Annotated in this window: 19 protein-coding genes, 2 tRNA genes and 3 rRNA genes; 15 read left to right on the forward strand and 9 right to left on the reverse strand. The window is 63.1% G+C overall.

What is annotated here, in order from left to right:
* Positions 1-97 precede the first annotated feature (97 nt).
* The 6 genes from WNM05_RS01830 to WNM05_RS01855 form a co-directional block, all read right to left on the reverse strand.
* The gene (locus tag WNM05_RS01830; RefSeq protein WP_434632018.1) at positions 98-1,516 is read right to left on the reverse strand and encodes a methyl-accepting chemotaxis protein; all 1,419 of its coding nucleotides are present in this window, start codon (positions 1,514-1,516) and stop codon (positions 98-100) included.
* The gene (locus WNM05_RS01835) at positions 1,513-2,073 is read right to left on the reverse strand and encodes a PAS domain-containing protein (protein ID WP_434632020.1); all 561 of its coding nucleotides are present in this window, start codon (positions 2,071-2,073) and stop codon (positions 1,513-1,515) included. Before WNM05_RS01835 ends, WNM05_RS01830 begins: the two co-directional genes overlap by 4 nt.
* Positions 2,074-2,267: 194 nt before the next feature.
* Positions 2,268-4,121, reverse strand: coding sequence for a DUF3857 domain-containing transglutaminase family protein (locus WNM05_RS01840; protein ID WP_434632022.1), 1,854 nt, complete (start codon positions 4,119-4,121; stop codon positions 2,268-2,270).
* 119 nt (positions 4,122-4,240) lie between these two features.
* Positions 4,241-4,651, reverse strand: coding sequence for an ExbD/TolR family protein (locus WNM05_RS01845; protein WP_434632024.1), 411 nt, complete (start codon positions 4,649-4,651; stop codon positions 4,241-4,243).
* Positions 4,638-5,315 carry a MotA/TolQ/ExbB proton channel family protein gene (locus WNM05_RS01850; protein ID WP_434632025.1) on the reverse strand — a complete coding sequence of 226 codons (678 nt, stop codon included), beginning with the start codon at positions 5,313-5,315 and terminating at the stop codon, positions 4,638-4,640. The genes WNM05_RS01845 and WNM05_RS01850 overlap by 14 nt, the downstream gene beginning before the upstream one ends.
* Positions 5,312-6,022, reverse strand: a complete 711-nt coding sequence (locus WNM05_RS01855; RefSeq protein WP_434632027.1) for an energy transducer TonB — start codon at positions 6,020-6,022, stop codon at positions 5,312-5,314. The genes WNM05_RS01850 and WNM05_RS01855 overlap by 4 nt, the downstream gene beginning before the upstream one ends.
* A gap of 137 nt (positions 6,023-6,159) precedes the next feature.
* Here WNM05_RS01855 and hslV point away from each other — a divergent pair, with 137 nt between their 5' ends.
* Both hslV and hslU read left to right on the forward strand, forming a co-directional pair.
* On the forward strand, positions 6,160-6,711 hold the full coding sequence (gene hslV / locus WNM05_RS01860) for an ATP-dependent protease subunit HslV (protein ID WP_011133956.1): 552 nt from the start codon (positions 6,160-6,162) through the stop codon (positions 6,709-6,711).
* A gap of 44 nt (positions 6,712-6,755) precedes the next feature.
* Positions 6,756-8,099 carry an ATP-dependent protease ATPase subunit HslU gene (hslU, locus tag WNM05_RS01865; protein WP_434632029.1) on the forward strand — a complete coding sequence of 448 codons (1,344 nt, stop codon included), beginning with the start codon at positions 6,756-6,758 and terminating at the stop codon, positions 8,097-8,099.
* A 60-nt stretch (positions 8,100-8,159) separates the two neighbouring features.
* Here the strand turns inward: hslU and WNM05_RS01870 are convergent, their stop codons facing one another.
* Positions 8,160-9,476 (reverse strand): MFS transporter, encoded by a 1,317-nt coding sequence (locus WNM05_RS01870; RefSeq protein WP_434632031.1) that lies wholly within the window; start codon positions 9,474-9,476, stop codon positions 8,160-8,162.
* A gap of 510 nt (positions 9,477-9,986) precedes the next feature.
* On the opposite strand from WNM05_RS01870, the gene WNM05_RS01875 reads away from it, so the two are divergent.
* From WNM05_RS01875 to rrf, 5 genes are all read left to right on the forward strand, one after another.
* A 16S ribosomal RNA gene (locus WNM05_RS01875) occupies positions 9,987-11,522 on the forward strand.
* 94 nt (positions 11,523-11,616) lie between these two features.
* Positions 11,617-11,693: transfer RNA gene (locus WNM05_RS01880), tRNA-Ile, on the forward strand.
* A 122-nt stretch (positions 11,694-11,815) separates the two neighbouring features.
* Positions 11,816-11,891: transfer RNA gene (locus WNM05_RS01885), tRNA-Ala, on the forward strand.
* Positions 11,892-12,169: 278 nt separating this feature from the next.
* A 23S ribosomal RNA gene (locus WNM05_RS01890) occupies positions 12,170-15,058 on the forward strand.
* A 154-nt stretch (positions 15,059-15,212) separates the two neighbouring features.
* Positions 15,213-15,327 (forward strand): 5S ribosomal RNA (gene rrf / locus WNM05_RS01895).
* The 16S, 23S and 5S rRNA genes sit together here with 2 tRNA genes alongside, the layout of an rRNA operon.
* A gap of 124 nt (positions 15,328-15,451) precedes the next feature.
* On the opposite strand, the gene WNM05_RS01900 is transcribed toward rrf, so the two are convergent.
* Positions 15,452-16,606 carry a branched-chain amino acid ABC transporter substrate-binding protein gene (locus WNM05_RS01900; protein ID WP_434632033.1) on the reverse strand — a complete coding sequence of 385 codons (1,155 nt, stop codon included), beginning with the start codon at positions 16,604-16,606 and terminating at the stop codon, positions 15,452-15,454.
* 137 nt (positions 16,607-16,743) lie between these two features.
* Positions 16,744-17,064 (reverse strand): Mor transcription activator family protein, encoded by a 321-nt coding sequence (locus tag WNM05_RS01905; RefSeq protein WP_434632035.1) that lies wholly within the window; start codon positions 17,062-17,064, stop codon positions 16,744-16,746.
* Positions 17,065-17,299: 235 nt separating this feature from the next.
* Between WNM05_RS01905 and WNM05_RS01910 the strand changes: the two genes are divergently transcribed.
* From WNM05_RS01910 to WNM05_RS01945, 8 genes are all read left to right on the forward strand, one after another.
* Positions 17,300-17,758, forward strand: a complete 459-nt coding sequence (locus tag WNM05_RS01910; RefSeq protein ID WP_434632037.1) for a Gp37 family protein — start codon at positions 17,300-17,302, stop codon at positions 17,756-17,758.
* Positions 17,755-17,949 carry a hypothetical protein gene (locus WNM05_RS01915; protein ID WP_434632038.1) on the forward strand — a complete coding sequence of 65 codons (195 nt, stop codon included), beginning with the start codon at positions 17,755-17,757 and terminating at the stop codon, positions 17,947-17,949. The genes WNM05_RS01910 and WNM05_RS01915 overlap by 4 nt, the downstream gene beginning before the upstream one ends.
* A gap of 2 nt (positions 17,950-17,951) precedes the next feature.
* Positions 17,952-19,379 carry a phage tail sheath subtilisin-like domain-containing protein gene (locus tag WNM05_RS01920; protein WP_434632040.1) on the forward strand — a complete coding sequence of 476 codons (1,428 nt, stop codon included), beginning with the start codon at positions 17,952-17,954 and terminating at the stop codon, positions 19,377-19,379.
* A 2-nt stretch (positions 19,380-19,381) separates the two neighbouring features.
* Entirely contained in the window at positions 19,382-19,906 is a 525-nt protein-coding gene (locus tag WNM05_RS01925) for a phage major tail tube protein (RefSeq protein ID WP_046159141.1), read from the forward strand.
* A 169-nt stretch (positions 19,907-20,075) separates the two neighbouring features.
* A complete protein-coding gene (locus WNM05_RS01930; protein ID WP_434632043.1) occupies positions 20,076-20,330 on the forward strand; it encodes a phage tail assembly protein in 255 nt (84 codons plus the stop codon).
* Positions 20,331-20,349: 19 nt separating this feature from the next.
* Positions 20,350-20,484 carry a hypothetical protein gene (locus tag WNM05_RS01935; protein ID WP_434632044.1) on the forward strand — a complete coding sequence of 45 codons (135 nt, stop codon included), beginning with the start codon at positions 20,350-20,352 and terminating at the stop codon, positions 20,482-20,484.
* Between the two features lie 108 nt (positions 20,485-20,592).
* On the forward strand, positions 20,593-22,785 hold the full coding sequence (locus WNM05_RS01940; protein ID WP_434632045.1) for a hypothetical protein: 2,193 nt from the start codon (positions 20,593-20,595) through the stop codon (positions 22,783-22,785).
* Between the two features lie 31 nt (positions 22,786-22,816).
* Positions 22,817-23,731, forward strand: a complete 915-nt coding sequence (locus tag WNM05_RS01945) for a phage tail protein (RefSeq protein WP_434632047.1) — start codon at positions 22,817-22,819, stop codon at positions 23,729-23,731.
* The last annotated feature ends 3 nt before the right edge of the window (positions 23,732-23,734 follow it).

A 23,734-nucleotide genomic window follows, 5' to 3' on the forward strand; every position in this document is an offset into this window, starting at 1 on the left:
CTTAGCCGGTCGTCCGCGCCGCCGAACGCGGGCGGCGGGCGGAAAAAAACCGGGCGATTGCCCGGCCTGAGAAATGGGGGAGGGGCGTGGGCCCGGCTCAGGTTTCGACCAGTCGGTCCAGCCCCTGTTGCAGCCGCTGGCTGGCCTGTTCCGCCGCCTGCATCGCGGCGACGATGCCGGCCTCGTCCAGCTGGCCGCTGCTGCCGGCGGCGCGAACCGCCTCGTCGACCTGCCGCTGCAACTGGTCCAGCGGCGTGCGCAGCGAGTCCAGGCCACCGCCGAACAGCTTGGCGCCGTCGCCGTCCAGCCAGTCCGCCAGCGCCTGGACCGGCGGCTGGGCCTGGGCTTCCTCGATTGCGTGGTAGGCGCTTTGCTTGTAGATCATGTGCCCCACCTTCTGCAGCGAGGTCTGCGATTTCTGCTGCACGTCGCTGACCTGTTGCAATACGTGGTCCGACTGCTCGGCCAGGCTGGCGAAGCGCTGGCGGAACGATTCCACCGAGGCCTGAACGTCGCCGGCCACGCTGCCGGCGGCGCTGGCCTGGGTCTGCATGTCGCCGATGCGGGCGGACAGCGATTCCAGTACGCCCTGTACCTGATTGGCGGTGCTCTTGCTGCGCTCGGCCAGTTTCCGGACCTCGTCGGCCACCACCGCGAAGCCGCGGCCGGTTTCGCCGGCGCGCGCCGCCTCTATCGCCGCGTTCAGCGCCAGCAGGTTGGTCTGGTCGGCGATGGCCGAGATATCGGCCAGCGAGCCCTCAATGCCTTGCCACTCCTGGGCCAGCATCTGGCTGGCGGTGTCCATGCTGGTCACGCTGCCGGCGATGGTGTCGAGATGGCCCGACAGTTCGTTGGCGCTGTTCAGGCTGTCGCGCGCGCCGGCGGCGTTGTCGCGGGTGATGTGCGCGACGGCGTCCATCGCCTGGCTGATGGTGGACAGGTCGCGCTGGCTGCCGGCCAGGTCCTGGCGCAGATGCGGGTTGTTCAGCGCCGCCAGCTGCGACGACAGCCGGTTGCGCCGCACGAAGCCGTCGTTGTCGGCCATGACCTGGATGGCGGTGTCTACGCTGCCCAGCGAGCTGGACAGGATGCCGGGCAGGCCCTGGCTCATCGGGCGGCGGTTGAAGTTGTCCCGGCTGATTTCCTGGAAGCAGGTGTTGATTTCCTTGAAATAGGTTTCCACCAGATCAAGGAAGTCGTTCAGCTGCCAGGCCACCTGGCCGACCTCGCCCATTTCGCGGGTATTGGTGCTGCGATGGTGCAGCTCGCCGCTGCAGGCCAGCGCCAGTTGCTCGGTCAGCGTGTTCAGCAGCAGGAACATGCGGCTGCTCTTGCGCCACAGCCAGCCGGTCAGGCCCAGGCTGCCCAGCAGCAGCAGCGCGCTGACGACGGCCTGCGCGGCCGGCGGCATCAGATAGTCGTCGACGATGGACAGCAGCACCAGCAGGTTGAAGCCGGCCAGCACCCAGATCAGGTGCGAGCGCAGGAAGGGGGTGGGTTTGCGCGTAGCGGTCATCCTGAGACTCCTTTGGCTCTGAGTACGTCGCGGTTCAGTTCCAGGATGAAGTCCTGGTAGGCGCAGCCCTTTTCCGCCAGCAGCGCCAGCAGCCAGTCGCGCGAGGCGTCCGGCGCGGCGGCCTTGCCGTGGGCCGCCTCTATCTTGCGCATTTCGGCGTAGATGGGCTCGATGGCGGCGATGGCGGCGCGGCTGGGCGGCCGGCGCACCGAGTAATAGCCCTGCAGCTTGCCTTTCAGATCGTAGTCCGGTGTCACATTGGCCAGTACCCAGTAATAGTTGCCGTCGGCGGTGGCGTTCTTCACCAGCGCGAAGAATTCCTGGCCGGCCTGCAGCGTCTGCCACATCAGTCGGTAGGCGCCGCGCGGCATGTCGGGATGGCGGATCAGGTTGTGCGGTTTGCCCAGCAGCTGCTGCTCGGCGTAGCCGGCGATGCGCATGAACACGCGGTTGGCGTAGGTGATGTGGCCGGTCGGATCGGTCTTGGTCACAATCAACTCGTGGGGGGCCAGCTGCACTTCGCGGCCCGGGCCCCGTCCCATTGCGGTCTGTTCCATGATTGGCGTCTCTTTGACCCTGCTTCTGACAGTATTGCTCGAAAATCGGCATTGTCATGTTCCTGGCATGACAGGGCAAGGATTTATTTTGTTTTGCTTGAAACAGTCCTGGGTTTATTTAAATGGAATGATTGATGCCAGGTGCAAAAACAGGGACGGCCAGGCCATCCCTGTCGGCGGGAGGATGCGGCGCCCTACAGCTTGAGGATCTGCCGCACCTGGGTGGTGCAGCCGCGCGCCTGGCGGCTGAACTCGGCGAATTCCTGGCTGACGATGTCATCGTGGCTCAGCCAGCGCACCTTGCGGCTCAGCCGGTACTGGTAGCGGATGCCGCCGGCGTCGGCGCGCTGGCTGAGATCCAGGTCGAACCAGCGCGAACGCGCATGGCAGCTCAGCGGCGGCTGGATGGCCTTGGCGCCTTTCAGCGTGACGGCGCGTTCCTGGATTTCCGGATCGCCGAGGTAGACGTCGGCCTGGTTGTCGTTGCCGCGGTAACTGTCGAAATCGTTCCAGCGGCTTTCCAGCTGCGGATCGTACAGGTAGAGGCCGGAGATCTTCTCCACCGCGCGCGCGTCCTGGCTGGCTATGCGTACCGGGTAGCGCTCGGGCTGCAGGAAGCCGGTGGCGGCGCGCTCCACCTTGCAGTTCAGCGGCTGGCTGCCGACGCCGCGGCAGATGCTCTGGTCGGCGCTGCTGCTGCCCTGGTAGCGGTCCTGCATCGTCAGCTCGATCAGCGGCCAGCCGGACAGTTCGCTGTCGCTGACGATGTCGGCGCTGCCGTCGCGGCGCAGCGTTTCCACGCGGCGGACGCGGCTGCTCACCGTCGGCGTCTGCAGCGGGATGTTGTCGGTGCGGACCTGGCCGTCCGCGCCGATGCGGTAGGCGATGCGCTCCTGCAGGTCGGGCATGATGCGGCCGGCGGCGAAGAAGGGATTGGTCGGATCCAGCCACTCGGTTTTGCCGTCCACGGCGGCGCGCACGATCATGTGGTTGACGGTGCCGAGGCCGGGCAGCAGCGGCGCCGGCGCGAAGTTGCCGCGGAAGACCAGCACCGGCTCGGCGGCGATGCCGGCGCGGCGCAGCATCGCCGTCAGCAGCGTGGCCAGATCCTTGCAGTCGCCGTAGCCGTGCTGCTCGATCTCGGCCAGCGTGAACGGCACCAGGCCGCGCTCGGCCAGCCGCTGGTCGTTCAGATAGCGATAGCGGCTGTTGATGTGCTGCATGAAGGCCGCCACCTGTTCGGCGGCCGGCTTGCCCTGCTGCCGGGCCACTTCGGCGGCGGCGGCCGGCGGCAGCGGCGCCGCCAGAATCCGGTTGTAGCGTTCGGCATAGACGCCGAAATGCTGTTGCGGCGAATCGCTGGTGGCGATGCTCAGCCGCGGCCAGCGGCGGATCGCGGCATTGTGCCACTCATTGGTGAAGTTCAGGTAGCGGGTGTCCTTTTGCTCCACCGTTATGGCTTTGCCGTCGGCGGCGGCGCGGATCTGGAAGCCCTCCATCGCCTCGCTGCGCCAGAGCAGCGGCCGCGGCGAGCTCAGTTCGAAATGGTAGCTGTCGTAGCGTACCGGTTCCGGGTCGAAGTCCAGCCGGTACAGCAGTTCGCTGCTCAGCGGCGGCGCGGCGATGTGGTGGCGGACTTCGTAGCGGACCACGCTGCCGACCGCCAGCTCGGGAAAGGCGAGCCAGGTCTGTTTGTCGCGGCTGACGCCGGCATAGGGATTGGGCGCGGCGCGGGTTTCCACCTGGGACTTGTCCAGTCGGATCACGCGGCCGTCCTGTTGGCGCACCTCGCCGTCCAGCACTTCCAGGGTGTCGGTGTCCGGATAGGTGAAATCTATCCGGGACAGATAGTCCTTGCCGGCCGGCTTCAGAATGGTGAACTGGTTGCGGGTGGTGCAGTCCAGGCTGTTGTCGGCATTGTGCTGGCAGCGGATGCTGGATTTCAGCGCCAGCGGCGCTTCGGCAAGCGGTTGCCGGGAGGCGGAGGCGGCCTGGCCGGCGCAGGCGAGCGCGGCGGCCAGGGCCAGTCGGGAAACGGAGGGATACATCGTGTGGAGACCCTGATGCGGCGGCCGCGCCGGGGGAGGCGCGGTCGCCGGGTTGATCGGCGGCGAATGGCATCGATATTGCCATGGCGCGAGGCGGGGAGCCAGCTGAGTGGCCGGGGTCAGGGCGCGACGGTGACGAAGCCTATCTTGCCGACGCCGTTTTGCTGGGCGGCGGCCAGCGTCTTGGCCACCGTTTCGTAGCGCACCGCCTTGTCGGCGGACAGATGCAGTTCGACGTCCGGGTCGGCGGCGGCGGCGGCGGCGAAGCGCGCCGGCAGGTCGGCCTCGGCCACCGGCTGATCGTTCCAGAACAGCTTGCCGGCGGCGTCCACCGACAGCCGGATCTGTTCCGGCTTGGCCTGGTTTGCCGCGGCCTGGGCGCGCGGCAGATCCACCTGCACCGCATTGGTCAGCAACGGCGTCGTGATGATGAAGACCACCAGGAGCACCAGCATCACGTCGACCAGCGGCGTGGTGTTGGGCTCGGCCATCGGCGCCGACGGCCCCTGATTGAAGCTACCGAAGGCCATGGCCGTCTCCGGACTGGGTCAGCAGCTGGGCGTGCAGATCGTGGGCGAAGTAATCCAGCTCCTGCGACATCACCCGTTGCGCGCGTGTCAGGGCGTTGTAGGCCAGCACCGCCGGAATCGCGGCGGCGAGGCCGGCGGCGGTGGCCACCAGCGCTTCGCCTATCGGGCCGGCGACCGCGCCTATGCTCATCTGGCCGGCCTGGCCGATATTGACCAGCGCGTGGTAGATGCCCCATACGGTGCCGAACAGGCCGACGAAGGGCGCGGTGGAGCCTATCGAGGCCAGCACGGTCAGGCCGGCCTCCTGGCGCGCGTTCTCCTGCGCCAGCACCTTGCGGATGGCGCGGGTCAGGAACTCGTCTACGCCGCAGGCCTGGCCCAGCGCGCGGCCGGCCTGGCTCTGGTACTGTTTCAGCGCGGCGAGGCCGGCGCGGGCCAGATTGGCGAACTGGCCCTGGCTGCGTTGCAGGCTGGCCTCGGCCTGGCTCCAGTCGGCCGCGCCCCACAGCGCGGTTTCCGCTTCGCGGTTGGCGCGGCGCAGCAGCAATGTCTGCGCGCCGCGGACGATGATCAGATACCAGGTCAGCACCGACATCAGGATCAGGATGACGAACACCGTGATCAGCACGGCGTCCCCTTGTTGGAATACGGTCAGTACGTTCATGTATTGGCAGACTTGAGTGAGAATTCTATCGGTACGATGAAGGGGTAGGCGATCGCCTCGCCGCCGCGTTTGGCCGGAATGAAGCGCCAGCGTTTGACGGCGGCCAGCGCCGCGCGGTCCAGCCGCGGGAAGCCGCTGCTGTCCTGCACCGACACCTCCTGCGGCGCGCCCTGGGCGCTGACGAGAACCCGCAGCCGCACCGTGCCTTCCTCGCCGCCCTCGCGCGACATCGTCGGGTAGGCGGGCTTGGGGTTGTTCAGGTAGCCGCCGTGGACCTGGGGCTCGGTGACCGGCAGGTCGCGGTTGTCGGGTTTGCCGGCGCCGGCGTTTTTCGGCGCTTCGGCTGCGGGAGCCGGCGCGGCCGGGGCCGCCGCCACGCTGATCGCCTTGGCCGGGGCCGGCGCATCGGACGGGGTTTTCACCGGCAGCAGGTCCGGTTTGGACTGGACGACCGGCTTGCTCGGCATAGGCCGGGCCTGGGGTTTCACCTGCGGCTGCGGCTTGACCGGTTCGGGGGCCTTGGCGGTCTTGGGCGCGATGGCAGGCTTGTCGGCCGGCGCCAGTGAAATCATCTCCATCCGCAGCTTTTGGGGCGGAGTGATGGTCTGCTCGCGTGCGGACATGCCGTTCAGCAGCGCCAACGCAAGCGCGTGCGCGGCCAGCACGCCGCCAAGGGCGGAATATTGCAGGATGGGAGCCGGTTTCATCGCTCAAATGATAATACAAACAATTCTCATTTTCCAATGAGGCCGCATCCATCAGACCGGCTTGCAATCGCAGCGATCGCCTGCATATTGTCGCCAGGGCCGGCACACCGCCGGCCGCCATTGATTGGAACACCAATATGCAGCAGTTCGACGGAACCACCATCGTGTCCGTCCGACGCGGCGAGCGCGTGGCGCTGGGCGGCGACGGGCAAGTGACCCTGGGCAATATCGTGATCAAGGCCACCGCGCGCAAGATACGCAAGCTGCACGGCGGCAAGGTGCTGGCGGGCTTCGCCGGCGGCACCGCCGACGCCTTCACGCTGATCGAGCGCTTCGAGGCCAAGCTGCAGAAGCACCAGGGCAACCTGCTGGTGTCGGCAGTGGAGCTGGCCAAGGACTGGCGCACCGATCGCATGCTGCGCCGGCTGGAGGCGATGCTGATCGTCGCCGACAAGGATCACACGTTGATCATCACCGGCAACGGCGATGTGCTGGAGCCGGAGCAGGGCATCGCCGCCATCGGTTCCGGCGGCGCCTTCGCCCAGTCGGCGGCGCGCGCGCTGTTCGAGAACACCGACCTCGCGCCGGAAGTGGTGGTGAAGAAGTCGCTGGAGATCGCCGGCGACATCTGCATCTACACCAACCATAACCACCTGATCGAAACCCTGGGCCCGGACGACGAGGCCTGACACCGAATGCAAGACCCGGCCGTCGCGGCCGGGCGGAGATCGTCATGACGCAAATGACCCCGCAGGAAATCGTCCACGAACTGGACCAGCACATCATCGGCCAGCACCAGGCCAAGCGCGCCGTCGCCATCGCGCTGCGCAACCGCTGGCGTCGCCAGCAGGTGGCCGAGCCGCTGCGCAGCGAAATCACCCCCAAGAACATATTGATGATAGGCCCCACCGGCGTCGGCAAGACCGAGATCGCCCGCCGTCTGGCCAAGCTGTCCGGCGCCCCGTTCATCAAGGTGGAGGCCACCAAGTTCACCGAGGTCGGCTATGTCGGCCGCGACGTCGACACCATCATCCGCGACCTGGTCGACGTGGCGATCAAGGACACGCGCGAAGCGGCGATCAAGCGCAATCGCGTGCGCGCCGAGGACGCCGCCGAGGAGCGCATCCTCGACGCGCTGCTGCCGCCGCCGCGCAAACCGTCCGGTTTCTTCGGCGACGAGCCGGCGGCCGAAGAGAAACACGAAGACGGCGCCACCCGTCAGAAATTCCGCAAGATGCTGCGCGAGGGCAAGTTCGACGACAAGGAGATCGAGCTGGAAATCGCCGCCCCGGTCGCCCAGATGAACGTGATGGCGCCGCCGGGCATGGAAGACTTCGCCAGCCAGTTGCAGGGCATGTTCCAGGGGCTGGGCAGCGGCAAGAAGCAGGCCGCCAAGCTGAAGGTGGCCGACGCCTTCAAGCAGCTGATCGACGAAGAGGCCGCCAAACTGGTCAACGACGAGGAGCTGAAGGCCGAGGCCTTGAGGAATGTCGAGCAGAACGGCATCGTCTTCTTGGACGAGATCGACAAGGTCACCAGCCGCGGCGAAGGCCAGAGCGGCGCCGACGTGTCGCGCGCCGGCGTGCAGCGCGACCTGCTGCCGCTGGTGGAAGGTACCACCGTGTCCACCAAGTACGGCATGGTGAAGACCGACCACATCCTGTTCATCGCCTCCGGCGCCTTCCAGCTGTCCAAGCCGTCGGACCTGATTCCGGAGCTGCAGGGCCGGTTGCCTATCCGAGTCGAACTGTCGTCGTTGTCGGTCGATGACTTCAAGGCCATCCTGACCAGCACCAATGCCTGCCTGACCCGCCAATACCAGGCACTGCTGGCTACCGAGGGCGTGGAATTGGAATTCAAGGCGTCGGGCATCCAGCGTTTGGCCGAGATAGCCTGGCAAGTCAACGAGAAGACCGAAAACATCGGCGCGCGCCGGCTGTACACGGTGATGGAGAAGCTGCTGGAGCAGGTGGCCTTCGACGCCAAGTCCGGCCGCTGCGAGATCGACGGCGGCTATGTCGACAACCGGCTGGGCGAAGTGGCCGAGCGCGAGGATCTGGCGCGCTACGTGCTTTAACGTCCCTGAGTTACGTATATATAGTGTGTGAACGGCGGCCATCGAGGCCGCCGTTTCGCTTCATATCGACTGCCGCAGTTTGTCGCCGGCCGGCGAAACCGGCTCGAAGGCTTCCGGGTAGCGGTGCAGATACCAGTCCTTCACCTCGTCGTGGCTCAGACTGAGGAAATGGTTGACGCCCGGCAGCAGCAGCATCGGCGCCACCGTCAGCAGGTGAAACACGGCGAAGAACAGGTAGGCCGTGTCCAGCGACCAGTTATGCAGCAGCACGCCGGCCAGCGCCGGCCCCAGCATGCCGCCGAGCTTGGCCACCAGCACATTGATCGCCGATACCCGGGCGCGATACGCCTCCGGCACCGCCAGCGTGCGGTGGGTCTGGCCGATCAGCATCGTAATGGACAGCAGCACGCCTTCGACGGCGAACATCGTCAGCAACAGATAAGGCCGGTCCGTCAGCGCCACCACCATGAACACCGCCGCCAGGGCGATCAGCGCCAAGGCGCGGGCGCGCGGCCGGCTACAGTATTGCAGCAGCCTGTGGGTCAGCCACAGCGAACCGATCAGCAGACCGGCGCTGGCGGCGGCTTCACAGGCGCCGAGCCAGAAGGCGGGCAGGCCCAGCTGATGCAGCTTGATCGGCAGCAGCGTCGCCACCATCGGCATATAGGCGGTCATCGTGATCAGGCCCCAGAACGCCCAGCTGCGCTCCAGCGGAATGCGCCAACGGATGCGCAGGCCGACGCGGATCTGGTCGATGAAGCTTTCCGCCTGGATATGTTCGCGGCTGCGAGGCGGAATGCGGATGCGGGAAGCGCCGACCGAGGCGATGGCCAGCAGCACGGCATAGCTGCCCAGCGCCAGCCAGGCCGGCATGAATGCCATCAGGCCGCCGCCGATGACCGGGCCGATCAGATTGCCTATCGATTGCGAGCTTTTCTGCAACGACAGCGCGTCGGACAGGCGATTGGCCGGAACCAGTTCGGAAGCGATGCTCAACATCGATGGAATCACGATGGCCCAGGCAAGCATCGCCATCGATTCGCTGGCCACCACCCAGGCCAGTTGATAGAAATTGAACCAGGCCATCGTCGCCAGCGCCAGGCCGGACAACATCGCCAGAACGATGCCGAAGGCGATCACCCGGTTTTTCGGGAAGCGGTCGCCCAGCGGGGCGGTCAGCGGCAGCGCCACCAGCATTACCAGCGCGGTCAAGGTGCTGAACCAGGCCATGTCGCTGGCGCCGCCCATCGTCACCACCCACCAGCTGATGCTGACATAGCCGGCGCCCATTGCCAGGCCGCTCAGCACATCGCTCAGCATCAGCAGGCGGAAACCGGCAGGCAGGCCATGCATGCGTTGTTTCAGGGATGTGTTCATGGCGCGGTCCTGCATGGGGATGTAGGGCGTTTCATTCTAACCCGGAATGACATTGTCACAAAGATGTCTGTGCAAAAGTGCGGAGAATGCCTGTTTGCATGAAAACAGCGCTTATTTTGTCGATTTTCGAAAAGATCTCCGTCGGGAACTATGGCGCAAGCCTTCATTTACGTGGGTTCTGGGCGAGGTGCCATAAATTCTCAAAATTAAAATTCCTTTGTTTTCATTGATTTGTGTAAATCCGGATAAGAATTGCCTGGTTTTCTCAAAAAACCTGTTGACGGGGGTGGGGGCGGCCGGTATAGTTCGCCTCCTCAGCTGACGCAGCGAACGAAACGACGGAAACGAAACGGTTCCCGACGAAGACGACGCAGCGATCGGCACCGCTCTTTAACAGAACGAATAACCGATAGGTGTAAGTGCTTGGCGAGAGCCGACACTTGCACTGCAAGAGATAGGAAATACCAGTTATTTCTTTGAACTTGCGTGCCAGAAAATTGCTATGAGATTGAACTGAAGAGTTTGATCCTGGCTCAGATTGAACGCTGGCGGCATGCTTTACACATGCAAGTCGAACGGTAACAGGGTGCTTGCACCGCTGACGAGTGGCGAACGGGTGAGTAATGCATCGGAATGTACCGTGTAATGGGGGATAGCTCGGCGAAAGCCGGATTAATACCGCATACGCCCTGAGGGGGAAAGTGGGGGACCGTAAGGCCTCACGTTATACGAGCAGCCGATGTCTGATTAGCTAGTTGGGGAGGTAAAGGCTCACCAAGGCGACGATCAGTAGCGGGTCTGAGAGGATGATCCGCCACACTGGGACTGAGACACGGCCCAGACTCCTACGGGAGGCAGCAGTGGGGAATTTTGGACAATGGGCGCAAGCCTGATCCAGCCATGCCGCGTGTCTGAAGAAGGCCTTCGGGTTGTAAAGGACTTTTGTCAGGGAGGAAATCCCCAGGGTTAATACCCTTGGGGGATGACAGTACCTGAAGAATAAGCACCGGCTAACTACGTGCCAGCAGCCGCGGTAATACGTAGGGTGCGAGCGTTAATCGGAATTACTGGGCGTAAAGCGTGCGCAGGCGGTTGTGCAAGTCTGATGTGAAAGCCCCGGGCTCAACCTGGGAACGGCATTGGAGACTGCACGACTAGAGTGCGTCAGAGGGGGGTAGAATTCCACGTGTAGCAGTGAAATGCGTAGAGATGTGGAGGAATACCGATGGCGAAGGCAGCCCCCTGGGATGACACTGACGCTCATGCACGAAAGCGTGGGGAGCAAACAGGATTAGATACCCTGGTAGTCCACGCCCTAAACGATGTCAATTAGCTGTTGGGGGTTTGAATCCTTGGTAGCGTAGCTAACGCGTGAAATTGACCGCCTGGGGAGTACGGCCGCAAGGTTAAAACTCAAAGGAATTGACGGGGACCCGCACAAGCGGTGGATGATGTGGATTAATTCGATGCAACGCGAAAAACCTTACCTGCTCTTGACATGTACGGAACTTGCCAGAGATGGCTTGGTGCCCGAAAGGGAGCCGTAACACAGGTGCTGCATGGCTGTCGTCAGCTCGTGTCGTGAGATGTTGGGTTAAGTCCCGCAACGAGCGCAACCCTTGTCATTAGTTGCCATCATTTGGTTGGGCACTCTAATGAGACTGCCGGTGACAAACCGGAGGAAGGTGGGGATGACGTCAAGTCCTCATGGCCCTTATGAGCAGGGCTTCACACGTCATACAATGGTCGGTACAGAGGGTTGCCAAGCCGCGAGGTGGAGCTAATCTCAGAAAACCGATCGTAGTCCGGATCGCACTCTGCAACTCGAGTGCGTGAAGTCGGAATCGCTAGTAATCGCAGATCAGCATGCTGCGGTGAATACGTTCCCGGGTCTTGTACACACCGCCCGTCACACCATGGGAGTGAGTTTCACCAGAAGTGGGTAGGCTAACCGCAAGGAGGCCGCTTACCACGGTGGGATTCATGACTGGGGTGAAGTCGTAACAAGGTAGCCGTAGGGGAACCTGCGGCTGGATCACCTCCTTTCTAGAGAATGGCGATTGCCAAGTACTTACAGCCTATCGGTTATTTGATTTGAAGGGCATTGAGGTTGTGCAGAGCACGATCTCATAAGTCAACTGGGTTTGTAGCTCAGCTGGTTAGAGCACTGTGTTGATAACGCAGGGGTCGTAGGTTCGAGTCCTACCAGACCCACCAGTTACACTCTGGGTGTTCTGATGAGCACTACAGAAAGCCATTTTTGTGCCAGGCAAGGCGCGAGGGCGCGACGTGTACAGATGTACACGAGCGACGGAGCAACGCAGCATGGGACAAAAAGAGGGGGATTAGCTCAGTTGGGAGAGCACCTGCTTTGCAAGCAGGGGGTCGTCGGTTCGATCCCGTCATCCTCCACCATACGCCGCAAACAAAATCGAATTGAAAAGTTTGATTCTGTTTGCGTTGTTAGCGTGCAGCGAAAGCTGCTCAGCAATACGCCCGATCTTTAACAAACTGAAGAAGCCGAATATATAAGACGGCGAGACAAACAGCAGGAGTTAACTCTTCTGTTGAATGAATCGTCATCTTGGGTATTTGATTGTATCTAAGGCTGCGTCGCCATATCAAAAGGGGCGGTGCAGTCGTCGCACAAACACTCTCTGTTGTTTTGGTGATCTAGGTTACTGAAATGATAGGGTCAAGCGACTAAGTGCATCTGGTGGATGCCTTGGCGATCACAGGCGATGAAGGACGTGTAAGCCTGCGAAAAGCGCGGGGGAGCTGGCAATAGAGCTTTGATCCCGCGATGTCCGAATGGGGAAACCCCTCCGCAAGGAGATCCCTGACTGAATCCATAGGTCAGTGGAGGCGAACCGAGTGAACTGAAACATCTAAGTAACTCGAGGAATAGAAATCAACCGAGATTCCGTAAGTAGTGGCGAGCGAACGCGGAACAGCCTGTATGTGTTATGAGTTGCGTTAGTGGAATGGAATGGAAAGTCCAGCCGTAGTGGGTGATAGCCCCGTACACGAAAACGCATCGCAAGAACTAGGCATACGAGAAGTAGGGCGGGACACGCGAAATCCTGTCTGAAGATGGGGGGACCATCCTCCAAGGCTAAATACTCGTGATCGACCGATAGTGAACCAGTACCGTGAGGGAAAGGCGAAAAGAACCCCGGGAGGGGAGTGAAATAGAACCTGAAACCGGATGCATACAAACAGTGGGAGCGGACTTGTTCCGTGACTGCGTACCTTTTGTATAATGGGTCAGCGACTTACGTTCAGTAGCAAGCTTAACCGAATAGGGGAGGCGTAGGGAAACCGAGTCCGAATAGGGCGATTGAGTTGCTGGGCGTAGACCCGAAACCGAGTGATCTATCCATGGCCAGGATGAAGGTGCGGTAACACGCACTGGAGGTCCGAACCCACTAGTGTTGCAAAACTAGGGGATGAGCTGTGGATAGGGGTGAAAGGCTAAACAAACTCGGAGATAGCTGGTTCTCCCCGAAAACTATTTAGGTAGTGCCTCATGTATCACTTCCGGGGGTAAAGCACTGTTATGGCTAGGGGGTCATTGCGATTTACCAAACCATGGCAAACTCTGAATACCGGAAAGTGCGAGCATGGGAGACAGACGGTGGGTGCTAACGTCCATCGTCAAGAGGGAAACAACCCAGACCGCCAGCTAAGGTCCCAAATGATCAGTTAAGTGGTAAACGAAGTGGGAAGGCCTAGACAGCCAGGATGTTGGCTTAGAAGCAGCCATCATTTAAAGAAAGCGTAATAGCTCACTGGTCGAGTCGTCCTGCGCGGAAGATGTAACGGGGCTCAAACTGATAACCGAAGCTGCGGATGCACAGTTTACTGTGCGTGGTAGGGGAGCGTTCTGTAGGTCTGTGAAGGTGTCTCGTAAGGGATGCTGGAGATATCAGAAGTGCGAATGCTGACATGAGTAGCGATAAAGCGGGTGAAAAGCCCGCTCGCCGAAAGCCCAAGGTTTCCTACGCAACGTTCATCGGCGTAGGGTGAGTCGGCCCCTAAGGCGAGGCTGAAAAGCGTAGTCGATGGGAAACGGGTTAAAATTCCCGTACTTTTATGTAGTGCGATGTGGGGACGGAGAAGGTTAGGTCAGCAGACGGTTGGAAGTGTCTGTTCAAGCCGGTAGGCTGGAGAGGTAGGCAAATCCGCCTCTCCTTAAGGCCGAGACGTGATAACGAGGGTCTACGGACCCGAAGTGACTGATACCACGCTTCCAGGAAAAGCCACTAAGCTTCAGCTACATAAGAACCGTACCGCAAACCGACACAGGTGGGCAGGATGAGAATTCTAAGGCGCTTGAGAGAACTCAGGAGAAGGAACTCGGCAAATTGATACCGTAACTTCGGGAGAAGGTATGCCTGTTGAGGTGTAGGACTTCGCGTCTGAAGCTTCGACAGGTCGCAGAGAATCGGTGGCTGCGACTGTTTAACAAAAACACAGCACTGTGCCAACACGAAAGTGGACGTATACGGTGTGACGCCTGCCCGGTGCCGGAAGGTTAAGTGATGGGGTGCAAGCTCTTGATCGAAGCCCCGGTAAACGGCGGCCGTAACTATAACGGTCCTAAGGTAGCGAAATTCCTTGTCGGGTAAGTTCCGACCCGCACGAATGGCGTAACGATGGCCACACTGTCTCCTCCTGAGACTCAGCGAAGTTGAAGTGTTTGTGAAGATGCAATCTCCCCGCTGCTAGACGGAAAGACCCCGTGAACCTTTACTGTAGCTTTGCATTGGACTTTGAACAGACTTGTGTAGGATAGGTGGGAGGCTTTGAAGCTGAGACGCTAGTTTCAGTGGAGCCGACCTTGAAATACCACCCTGGTGTGTTTGAGGTTCTAACCTTGGTCCGTGATCCGGATTGGGGACAGTGCATGGTAGGCAGTTTGACTGGGGCGGTCTCCTCCCAAAGTGTAACGGAGGAGTTCGAAGGTTACCTAGGTACGGTCGGAAATCGTGCTGATAGTGCAATGGCAAAAGGTAGCTTAACTGCGAGACCGACAAGTCGAGCAGGTGCGAAAGCAGGACATAGTGATCCGGTGGTTCTGAATGGAAGGGCCATCGCTCAACGGATAAAAGGTACTCCGGGGATAACAGGCTGATACCGCCCAAGAGTTCACATCGACGGCGGTGTTTGGCACCTCGATGTCGGCTCATCACATCCTGGGGCTGTAGCCGGTCCCAAGGGTATGGCTGTTCGCCATTTAAAGTGGTACGTGAGCTGGGTTCAAAACGTCGTGAGACAGTTTGGTCCCTATCTGCAGTGGGCGTTGGAAGTTTGACGGGGGCTGCTCCTAGTACGAGAGGACCGGAGTGGACGAACCTCTGGTGTACCGGTTGTCACGCCAGTGGCATCGCCGGGTAGCTAAGTTCGGAAGAGATAACCGCTGAAAGCATCTAAGCGGGAAACTTGCCTGAAGATGAGACTTCCCTGGAGGCTTGACCTCCCTGAAGAGTCGTTCGAGACCAGGACGTTGATAGGTCGGGTGTGGAAGCGCTGTGAGGCGTGAAGCTAACCGATACTAATTGCTCGTGAGGCTTGATCCTATCATTTGAGTGGCTTGGGATAGCGTGCGAATCTGAGATTCGTTCAGCAGCCGAGACGCGAGATAGAGTGTGTGTGCGACACGATCAGATACCGAATATTCGAGAATCAGGGCGATGCTTTGATTCAGGCTTCTTGAGTTTGTACCAGTTTATGTCTGGTGGCCATAGCGAGGTGGTCCCACGCCTTCCCATCCCGAACAGGACCGTGAAACGCCTTAGCGCCGATGATAGTGTGGCATTCGCCATGTGAAAGTAGGACACCGCCAGACGCCCGATAACGAAGCCCAGCTCAGACGAGCTGGGCTTTGTGCATTGGTGGGCCGCGCCGCGCCCCAAACACAAGCCCCGCCGGGTATCCGGCGGGGCTTTGTCGTTTCCGGACGTCCTTGAGGCTTACAGGCCGACCCACTTGCCTTGCTTCAACCGGTAAAGCGAGACGGTGGCGTTCTGGATGTCGCCCTTGGCGTCGAACTTCACCGGACCGGTGACGCCCTGGTAGTCGGTCTTGGCGATTTCCGGCAGATACTTGGCCGGTTCGGCCGAGCCGGCGCGCTTCATCGCGGCGATCAGCACCTTGGCGGCATCGTAGGTATACGGCGCATAGGCCTGGATGTCGGACTGGAACTGCTGTTTGTACTTCTGGCTGAACTCGGCGTAGCCGGGCAGCTTCTCTTTCGGCGCGCCGGCGCTGGATGCGTAGCTGCCTTCGGAGCTGTCTCCGCCCAGCTTGGCGAATTCCGGCGTGTTGACGCCGTCGGCGCCCATGAAGGCGGCCTTGATGCCGAGCTTGGCCATCTGCTTGACCATAGGGCCGGCCTGGGCGTCCATGCCGCCGTAGAACAGCAGATCGGGCTTTTCCCCCTTGACCGAGGTGAGCACCGCCATGAAGTCGGTGGCGGTGTTGGTGGTGAACTCGCGTTTGACCACCTTGGCGCCGGCCTGCTCGGCCGATTTGGCGAAATCGTCGGCCAGACCCTGGCCGTAGGTGGTGCGGTCGTCGATGACCGCCACGCGCTTGGCGCCCAGCTTCTCCACCGCGTACTTGGCCAGCGCCTGGCCCTGCTGCACGTCGTTGGCGATCAGCCGGTAGGTGTTGCGGTAGCCCTGCTGGGTGAAGGACGGGCTGGTGACCGAGCCGGAAATCATCGGGATGCCGGCGTCGGCGTAGATGCGGGAGGCGGGGATGGCGGCGCCGGAGGTCAGATGGCCGACGATGCCGGCCACCTTGGCATCCACCATGCGCTGGGCGACCTGGGTGGCGACCTTGGGGTCGGCCTGGTCGTCTTCCGATACCACCTCGAAGGTGACCGGCTTGCCGTCCAGCACCAGTTTTTCGGCGTTGGCTTCCTGCACCGCCAGCTTGACGCCGTTGTCGGCGTCGCGCCCCCAGTGGGCGAAGGGGCCGGTCAGCGGATTGGCGGTGCCGATCTTGACCACTGTCGAGCCTGTGGCGGCCTGCTCCTGTTGCGTCGCCTGGCTGGCGGGCTTGTTACAGGCGGCGACGCCCGCCACCAAGGTGCACAGCAGCAGACTGTGTCGGGTTTTCATGATGAATCTCTCCTGATGCTCTTTGTTTATTTTGATATTGCGCCGGTGTGACGGCGTGAGCTTACTGTGTCGGCCGATCATGCTTTTGTCAATCGGCGCGGCGGCAGGATCTGCCGCGGGAGAGCGTTGCCGGATGGTTAAACGACCTTGCGCGCGTTCTTGATGATCTTGTACACCCACTGCACCGAAATGCCGTGCTTCTGCGCCAGCGAAGCATGGTTGGCGCCATTGAATTCCGCCAGGATCTGGCGGTCGCGTTCGGCCGATTTGCTGCTTCTGTCCAGCGGGAAATAGACGTTCTGCCCACCCCAATGCTGGGCCATGCGGCGGGTGATCTCGTGGGCGATCTTTTCCGCCTGCCGGCTTTCGGTATTGGCCAGCTGCTGCAACGCCGCCGTGATGTGGTCGGCCAGGTCGGCCAGCAATTCCGGTCCCTTGCTGCGAAGTTGAGCCTGCATGCGCGCTCCCGCGTCGATGTTGTTCCGATGAATGGCATTGTTCCATTTCCCTTCCGCGCGGGCCGGATGACCGCTGTCAGCGCGATGTCAGTACCGCATTTAGTAATAGCGGCTACAAGAATCCCCATCGTCCAATCCTGCATTCTCCGCCTCGTCCGGCAAGCGCTTTCGCTGGCCGGCGGTCCGGGCGCGGTTTCCGCGTGTCTCTTTTCTCCCCCTTGCTTGGAGTTTCGTCGTGGCAAGCACTTCCCAGATTGTCGGCGCGCTATTGGCGCGTCTGCGCGGCGCGGTGCCGCAACTGACCGTCGAGTATTACGCCGGCGCCGAAGACGATTATCCGCTGGCGCATCCGCGGGGCGCGGCGCTGCTCTGTCTGCGCGGCAGCCAGTTCGGTCCATTGCGGGACGGCTATGGCCAGGTGCGCACGCTGCAACTGGCGATCACGGTGCTGTTGAATCAGCGCGACGCCGGCCTGGGGGATTGCGACGCGCTGGATGCGATACGGCAGGCCTGCCTGGGCTTCGCCGTTCCGGATTGCCAGCCGGCATGGCTGCTGTCGGAAACCTTCCTGGGTTACCGCGACGGCGTGGCGCGCTACGCGATCGCCTTGGCCACCGACACCCTGCAGGTGACGGCGGCCGACCCGGAACCTTTGATCGTGCTTAACGCAGTCTCATACGAGGAGCAACCATGAAGTATCTGTATTCCGGTCCGATCAGCGGCGTCACCCTGGGCGACGGCCAGGAAATCATGCTGTTTCCCGGCAAGGAAGTGGAGATGCCGGAAGAACACAGCTACACCCGCACCCTGGTGGCGCTGGGCTATCTGAATGCGCAGCCCGTCGCCGAGGCAGTCCCTTCCCATACCGCTGAACAAGGAGAGTAAGCATGGCGGCAAACTATCTGCATGGCGTTGAAACGATCGAAGTCGAGCGCGGCCCGCGTCCGGTGCGCACCGTCAAGTCGGCGGTGATCGGCCTGATCGGCACCGCGCCGGCCGGCGCGGTCAACGCGACGACGCTGACCCTGTCGGAAAAGGACGCGGCGGCCTTCGGCCCGCAGTTGCCCGGCTTCACCATTCCGCAGGCGCTGACCGCGATCTACGATCACGGCGCCGGCACCGTGGTGGTGATCAACGTGCTGGATCCGGCCGTGCACAAGAGCTCGGTGGCGGCCGAAACCGCGGCACTGGATCCGCTCACCGACTTCGTCCGCCTGAAGAACCCGGCGGTGGCCAATGTGGTGGTCAAGAGCGCGGACGGCAATACGGCTTACGTCGCCGGCCAGGACTACGCGCTGGATGCCGTCTACGGCAAGATCACCCGTCTGAAGACCGGCGCCATCGCCATCGGCGCCGGCCTGAAGGTCAGCTACGACTACGCCGATCCGTCCAAGGTGACCGCCGCCGACATCATCGGCGCCGTCAACGCAGCGGGCAACCGCACCGGCATCAAGGCGTTGCAGGACACCTATAACAAGTTCGGCTTCTTCTCCAAGCTGTTGATCGCTCCGGGCTTCTGCACCCAGAACACCGTGGCCGCGGAAATGGCGGCCATGGCCGACAAGCTGGATGCCATCGCCTATGTCGACGCGCCGATCGGCACCGCTTTCGCCGATGTTCTGGCCGGCCGTGGCCCGGCAGGCACGATCAATTTCAACACCTCCAGCGACCGCGTCCGCCTGTGCTATCCGAACGTGATGGTGGCCGACGGCAACGGCGGCCTGCGCTACGAGCCGCTGTCGTCCCGCGCCGCCGGTCTGCGCGCCAAGGTGGACAACGACAAGGGCTTCTGGTGGTCCAGCTCCAACCAGGAGCTGGCCGGCGTGGTCGGCGTCGAGCGCCAGCTGACCGCGATGATCGACGACCCGAACTGCGAAGTGAACCAGCTGAACGCCAGCGGCATCACCACCGTGTTCAACAGCTACGGTTCCGGCTTCCGGCTGTGGGGCAACCGCACCGCGGCTTGGCCGACCGTCAGCCACATGCGCAACTTCGAGAACGTGCGCCGCACCGGAGACGTGATCAACGAGTCCATCCGCTACTTCAGCCAGCAGTTCATCGACATGCCGCTGAACCAGGCCACCATCGACGCGCTGGTGGAATCGGTGAACGGCTACGGCCGCAAGCTGATCGGCGACGGCGCGCTGCTGGGCTTCAAGGCCTGGTTCGACCCGGCGCGCAATCCGCAGACCGAGCTGTCCGCCGGCCATCTGCTGATCAGCTACAAGTACACGGTGGCCCCGCCGCTGGAACGCCTGACCTTTGAAACCGAGATCACCTCGGAATACCTGCTCAGCCTGAAAGGAGGCAATTAATCATGGCCGGCAAGATTGAAATCAACCGCATCACCAACGCCAACATCTACATCAACGGCAACTCGCTGCTGGGCCGCGCCGAGGAGATCAAGCTGCCCGACGTGTCCGCCATCATGCAGGAGCACAAGGCGCTGGGCATGGTAGGCAAGATCGAGCTGCCGGCCGGTTTCGAGAAGCTGGAAGGCGAGATCAAGTGGAACTCGTTGTACAAGGACGTGGCCAAGATCATCGCCAACCCGTTCCAGGCGGTGCAGCTGCAGGCCCGTTCCAGCATCGAGACCTACGGTTCGCAAGGCCGTCTGCAGCAGGTCAGCCTGGTCACCTTCCTGACCGTGATGTTCAAGAAGAACCCGCTGGGCACCTTCAAGCAGCATGAGAACGCCGACTTCAGCTCCGCCTTCACCGCCACCTATGTCAAGCAGGTGGTGGACGGCGAGGACATCCTGGAGCTGGACTACATGGCCAACATCTTCCGCGTAGGCGGCAGCGACATGCTGGAGCTGTATCGCCAGAACATCGGCGGCTGATCCCGGCGCATCCGCGGGCTTGGCCCGCGGGAGCCGGGCGCGGCCGGCGGGAAGGGCGCCTCCCGACCTCGCCGGCCGTTTTTAAAGCGAATCGCTAAAGCGCTTTCGCATACCCCCGATGCCCGCAGCCGGAAAATGACGGCATCACAACCCGCTTCAAGGAGCCATCATGCAGATCAAGCTGCAATACCCGTTCACCAATGCCGCCGGTCAGCGCATCGAAGTGCTGGAAGTGTCGCGTCTGAAGCGCGCCGACCTGAAGGCCGCCAGTCACCACAGCCAGGACGACGCCGACCAGGAGGACTTCCTGTTCGCCCGCATGACCGGCCTGACGCTGGAAGACATCGATCAGCTGGACATCGCCGACAGCCGCGCGCTGGCCGACAGCTTTCGCGAAATGGTCGGCGGATCCGACGACGCTTAAGTCGTTCGACGAAGTCCTGTTGACGGCGCTGGGCCTGCCGCCGTCGGAGATCGACGCGCTGGCGATGGACGATTACTGGTTCTGGTGCGAGGTCGCCGAACGCGAGATCCAGCGCCGCGGCGAGCGTCAGCAGCAATTGCTGGACGCCATCTAGGGCGGCCGCCCGGCCGCCTCCAGCCCGAATCTTTTCCTGATCGGCCGCCTCCCGCCCGCCGGGACGGGGCCGATCGCCCTTTTCATCCCCCAAACACAGGCAATCACCATGGTAAGCGAGTTTTTCATCGGCCTTAAGGTGGGCGCGACGCTGTCCGGGGTGTTCGACAACGCCTTCCGCTCGGCCCGCGCGGCAATGGACGATTTGCGCAAGTGCAGCCTGCGCCTGTCCGACGCGCAGAAGGACCTGGCCGGCAACGTCGAACGCACCCGCCGGGCCTATGCCGGCCTGGACCTGGCGCGACTGGACAGCCAGCACCGCCGGTTGGAGTCCACGCTGGGACGGCTGACCCGCCAGCATGAGGCGTGGCAGGCCAGCCTGCGCCGCGGCCAGGCGTTGAAAGCCACCCTGAACCTGCAACAGACCCGCCGGATCGAGATACTGACCTCGGTTCGGCTCAGCGCCGTCATCCGCCTGGTGGAGGAAAAGGTGGATAGGCAGCGGCGCGAACACGACAAGGCCAGGCGGGACAGGCCGTCCGCCGACAGGAAGCGGCCGCCCAGGCGCGGCGGCAAGGGCGGCGAGCGCAACAGCGGTAAGCGCGACACTGCCACCTCGGCCAAGCGGGGCGCTGCCGTCGCGAAAGCGAAGAAGAAGCCGGCCAAAGCGGCCAGCAAGTCCAAACCCGGCAAGGCGCTCGCCGCGGCGAAGAAGAAGACCGCGAAGCCGGCGGCGAAGTCCAGGCCGGGCAAGGCGGTTGCCGCGACGAAGAAGAAGGCCGCGAAGCCGGCGGCGAAGTCCAGGCCGGGCAAGGCAGTCGCCGCGACGAAGAAGAAGGCCGCGAAGCCGGCGGCGAAGTCCAGGCCGGGCAAGGCGGTTGCCGCGGCGAAGAAGAAGGCCGCGAAGCCGGCGGCGAAGTCCAGGCCGGGCAAGGCGGTTGCCGCGGCGAAGAAGAAGGCCGCGAAGCCGGCGGCGAAGTCCAGGCCGGGCAAGGCGGTCGCCGCGGCGAAGAAGAAGGCCGCGAAGCCGGCGGCGAAGTCCAGGCCGGGCAAGACGGTCGCCGCGGCGAAGAAGAAGGCCGCGAAGCCGGCGGCCAAGTCCAGGCCCGGCAAGGCCGTCGCCGGAGCCAAGCGGAAGCCGGCCAAGCCCGGCGCCTGGCTGGACAAGGCGATCAAGGCCACCGACAGGCTCAAGCGCGGCAGCGAGCTCGGCGGGAAATTGAGCGGCGGCGCGGCCAAGGCCCTGCGCACCGATATCGGCCGCAAGCTGTACGAGAAGGCGCGCGCCAAGCTGAACCCGATGCTGGGCGACCGTCTGCCGGACGCCGACCGGGCGCTGGAGCTGTTGGACAAGGGTAAGGAGTACAGCGAGACGGCGTCGAAATACCTGGGCAAGACCGGCGCCGCGCTGAAGGGCTACCGGAACGCCAAGGGCGGCGTCGTGAAGAAATTGCTGGCGGCGGGCGCGGGTTTCCTGAAGGACGACGGCGACGAGAAAGACGGCAAGTCGTCCGGCGACGCGAAAGGGAAGAAGGCCGCCGCGAAGAAGACCGCCGCCGCGCGATCGTCGGCCAAGCCCGGCGCGGCGCTGAAACAGGCGCGCGCGGTCCGTTCCGTCGGCAAGACCCTGGGCGGCGCGCGCGGTCTGTTGAAGGGCGCCTTGCACAAGGCGGGCGCCGCCGGCGACGTACTCAGCCTGGGCATGGATCTGGCGGCGATCCGGCAATCGAAGCTGGGCGCGCAGGCCAAGTCGGCTGCCTATGGCAAGGCGCTGGGCGGAGCCGCCGGTTCGGTGGCCGGCGGCGCGGCCGGCGCGGCGCTGGGCAGCCTGCTGGGACCGGTCGGCACCCTGATCGGCCAGCAGGCCGGCAGCTGGTTGGGACAGAAGGGCGGGGAGTGGCTGGGCGAGAAGGCCGGCGCCTGGTGGGGACGCCGCGCCGCGCCGCCTAAGCCGGTATCCGCGCCCAAGCCGGTCGCGACCGCCAAGTCGGCGACGAAGCCGACGCCGAAACCGGTTTCCTTGGCGAAAGCCGCAGCCGTCGGCTCCGGCGAGCAGGCCAGGCAGACGGAACAGCTGCAGCGCATCCGGCAGGCGGCCGGCAAGACCGCGGCCAAGGCCGCCGGTCCGGCCACCGTGTTCAACATCACCTTCTCGCCGCAGATCACCGTCAACGGCGCCCCGTCCTCCGGCGTCAAGCAGCAGGTCCAGCAGGCGATGCAGCTGTCCTTCGCCGAGTTCGAGCGAATGATGAAGCGCTACGAGGCCGACCGGCAGCGGCGCAGCTACGCGGCGCGGGCTTGAGGAGACGCATCGATGAAGAAAGGAGCAAACGATGTACGCGGTACTGGGTGATATCGAGTTCGACCTGATCAGCTATTTCGACGGCCTGGAGCAGCGCGGCGGCAGCGATTACGCCGAGCACGCGCGGATAGGCGGCAAGCCGGTGCTGCAGTTCGTCGGCGATCGGCTGGATGAAGTCCGCATCGATCTGGTGCTGCATGCCGCCTATTGCCAGCCGGATGCCGAGCTGCAGCGGCTGCATGCCGCCCGCCAGACGCACCAGGCGCTGGCGCTGGTGCTGGGCAATGGCGATCACAAGGGGCATTTCGTGATCACCGAATTGACCAGCACCGGCCGCCAGAGCGACCGCAACGGCAGTCTGCTGGCGGTGGAGGCGCAGCTGTCGTTGCGCGAATTCCGCGGCCAGGCGGCGCCGTCGCCGAAGCCCGGCCTGTTGGGAAGCGTCAGCGGCCTGCCGCAGGCCAAGCTGCAGCAAGCGCTGGCCGGCGCCGGCTTCAAGCCGGATCTGTCCGGCCTCGGCAAGGCGCTGTCGCAGGCCAAGACCATGGCGGTCAAGGCGCGCCAGGTGGTCAACGATGTGCGCGAGCTGAAGGACTTGGCGCGGCGCGATCCGCTGTCGGCGCTGGGCCGGGTGCCCGGCGTGCTGGGCGACGTGCAGGCGGCGGTGCCCGGCATCGCCCAGGGCGTGGAGCGACTGAACCAGTTCATCCAGCCGTATTCGCGGCTGGCTGAGAGCATTAAGCCCTTGATCCCGCAGTTTCAGGCCATGGGCCGCCAGCTTGGCGCGCTGGCCGAGACGATGCAGGGCTGCACGCTGGACAACGTCGCCGACAAGCTGGGCAAGGCGGAGGCGACGGTCCGCGACATCGACAAAAACTGGCCGGCCCGCGATATCGAAATGGCGAAGTTGGCCGCCAAAGCGGTGCTGCGCCGCATTCTGGAGTGAACC

Origin of the sequence: Chromobacterium sp. CV08, from assembly GCF_051129845.1 — a bacterium.
In the GTDB taxonomy this organism is placed as follows: Bacteria; Pseudomonadota; Gammaproteobacteria; order Burkholderiales; family Chromobacteriaceae; genus Chromobacterium.

Coding starts and splice junctions, on each gene's coding strand:
- WNM05_RS01920 (WP_434632040.1), top strand. CDS start 17,952: ATGGCGGCAAACTATCTGCATGGCGTTGAAACGATCGAAGTCGAGCGC.
- WNM05_RS01940 (WP_434632045.1), top strand. CDS start 20,593: ATGGTAAGCGAGTTTTTCATCGGCCTTAAGGTGGGCGCGACGCTGTCC.
- WNM05_RS01900 (WP_434632033.1), bottom strand. CDS start 16,606: ATGAAAACCCGACACAGTCTGCTGCTGTGCACCTTGGTGGCGGGCGTC.
- WNM05_RS01915 (WP_434632038.1), top strand. CDS start 17,755: ATGAAGTATCTGTATTCCGGTCCGATCAGCGGCGTCACCCTGGGCGAC.
- WNM05_RS01905 (WP_434632035.1), bottom strand. CDS start 17,064: ATGCAGGCTCAACTTCGCAGCAAGGGACCGGAATTGCTGGCCGACCTG.
- WNM05_RS01930 (WP_434632043.1), top strand. CDS start 20,076: ATGCAGATCAAGCTGCAATACCCGTTCACCAATGCCGCCGGTCAGCGC.
- WNM05_RS01835 (WP_434632020.1), bottom strand. CDS start 2,073: ATGGAACAGACCGCAATGGGACGGGGCCCGGGCCGCGAAGTGCAGCTG.
- WNM05_RS01850 (WP_434632025.1), bottom strand. CDS start 5,315: ATGAACGTACTGACCGTATTCCAACAAGGGGACGCCGTGCTGATCACG.
- WNM05_RS01925 (WP_046159141.1), top strand. CDS start 19,382: ATGGCCGGCAAGATTGAAATCAACCGCATCACCAACGCCAACATCTAC.
- WNM05_RS01945 (WP_434632047.1), top strand. CDS start 22,817: ATGTACGCGGTACTGGGTGATATCGAGTTCGACCTGATCAGCTATTTC.
- WNM05_RS01840 (WP_434632022.1), bottom strand. CDS start 4,121: ATGTATCCCTCCGTTTCCCGACTGGCCCTGGCCGCCGCGCTCGCCTGC.
- hslV (WP_011133956.1), top strand. CDS start 6,160: ATGCAGCAGTTCGACGGAACCACCATCGTGTCCGTCCGACGCGGCGAG.
- hslU (WP_434632029.1), top strand. CDS start 6,756: ATGACGCAAATGACCCCGCAGGAAATCGTCCACGAACTGGACCAGCAC.
- WNM05_RS01870 (WP_434632031.1), bottom strand. CDS start 9,476: ATGAACACATCCCTGAAACAACGCATGCATGGCCTGCCTGCCGGTTTC.
- WNM05_RS01855 (WP_434632027.1), bottom strand. CDS start 6,022: ATGAAACCGGCTCCCATCCTGCAATATTCCGCCCTTGGCGGCGTGCTG.
- WNM05_RS01830 (WP_434632018.1), bottom strand. CDS start 1,516: ATGACCGCTACGCGCAAACCCACCCCCTTCCTGCGCTCGCACCTGATC.
- WNM05_RS01845 (WP_434632024.1), bottom strand. CDS start 4,651: ATGGCCTTCGGTAGCTTCAATCAGGGGCCGTCGGCGCCGATGGCCGAG.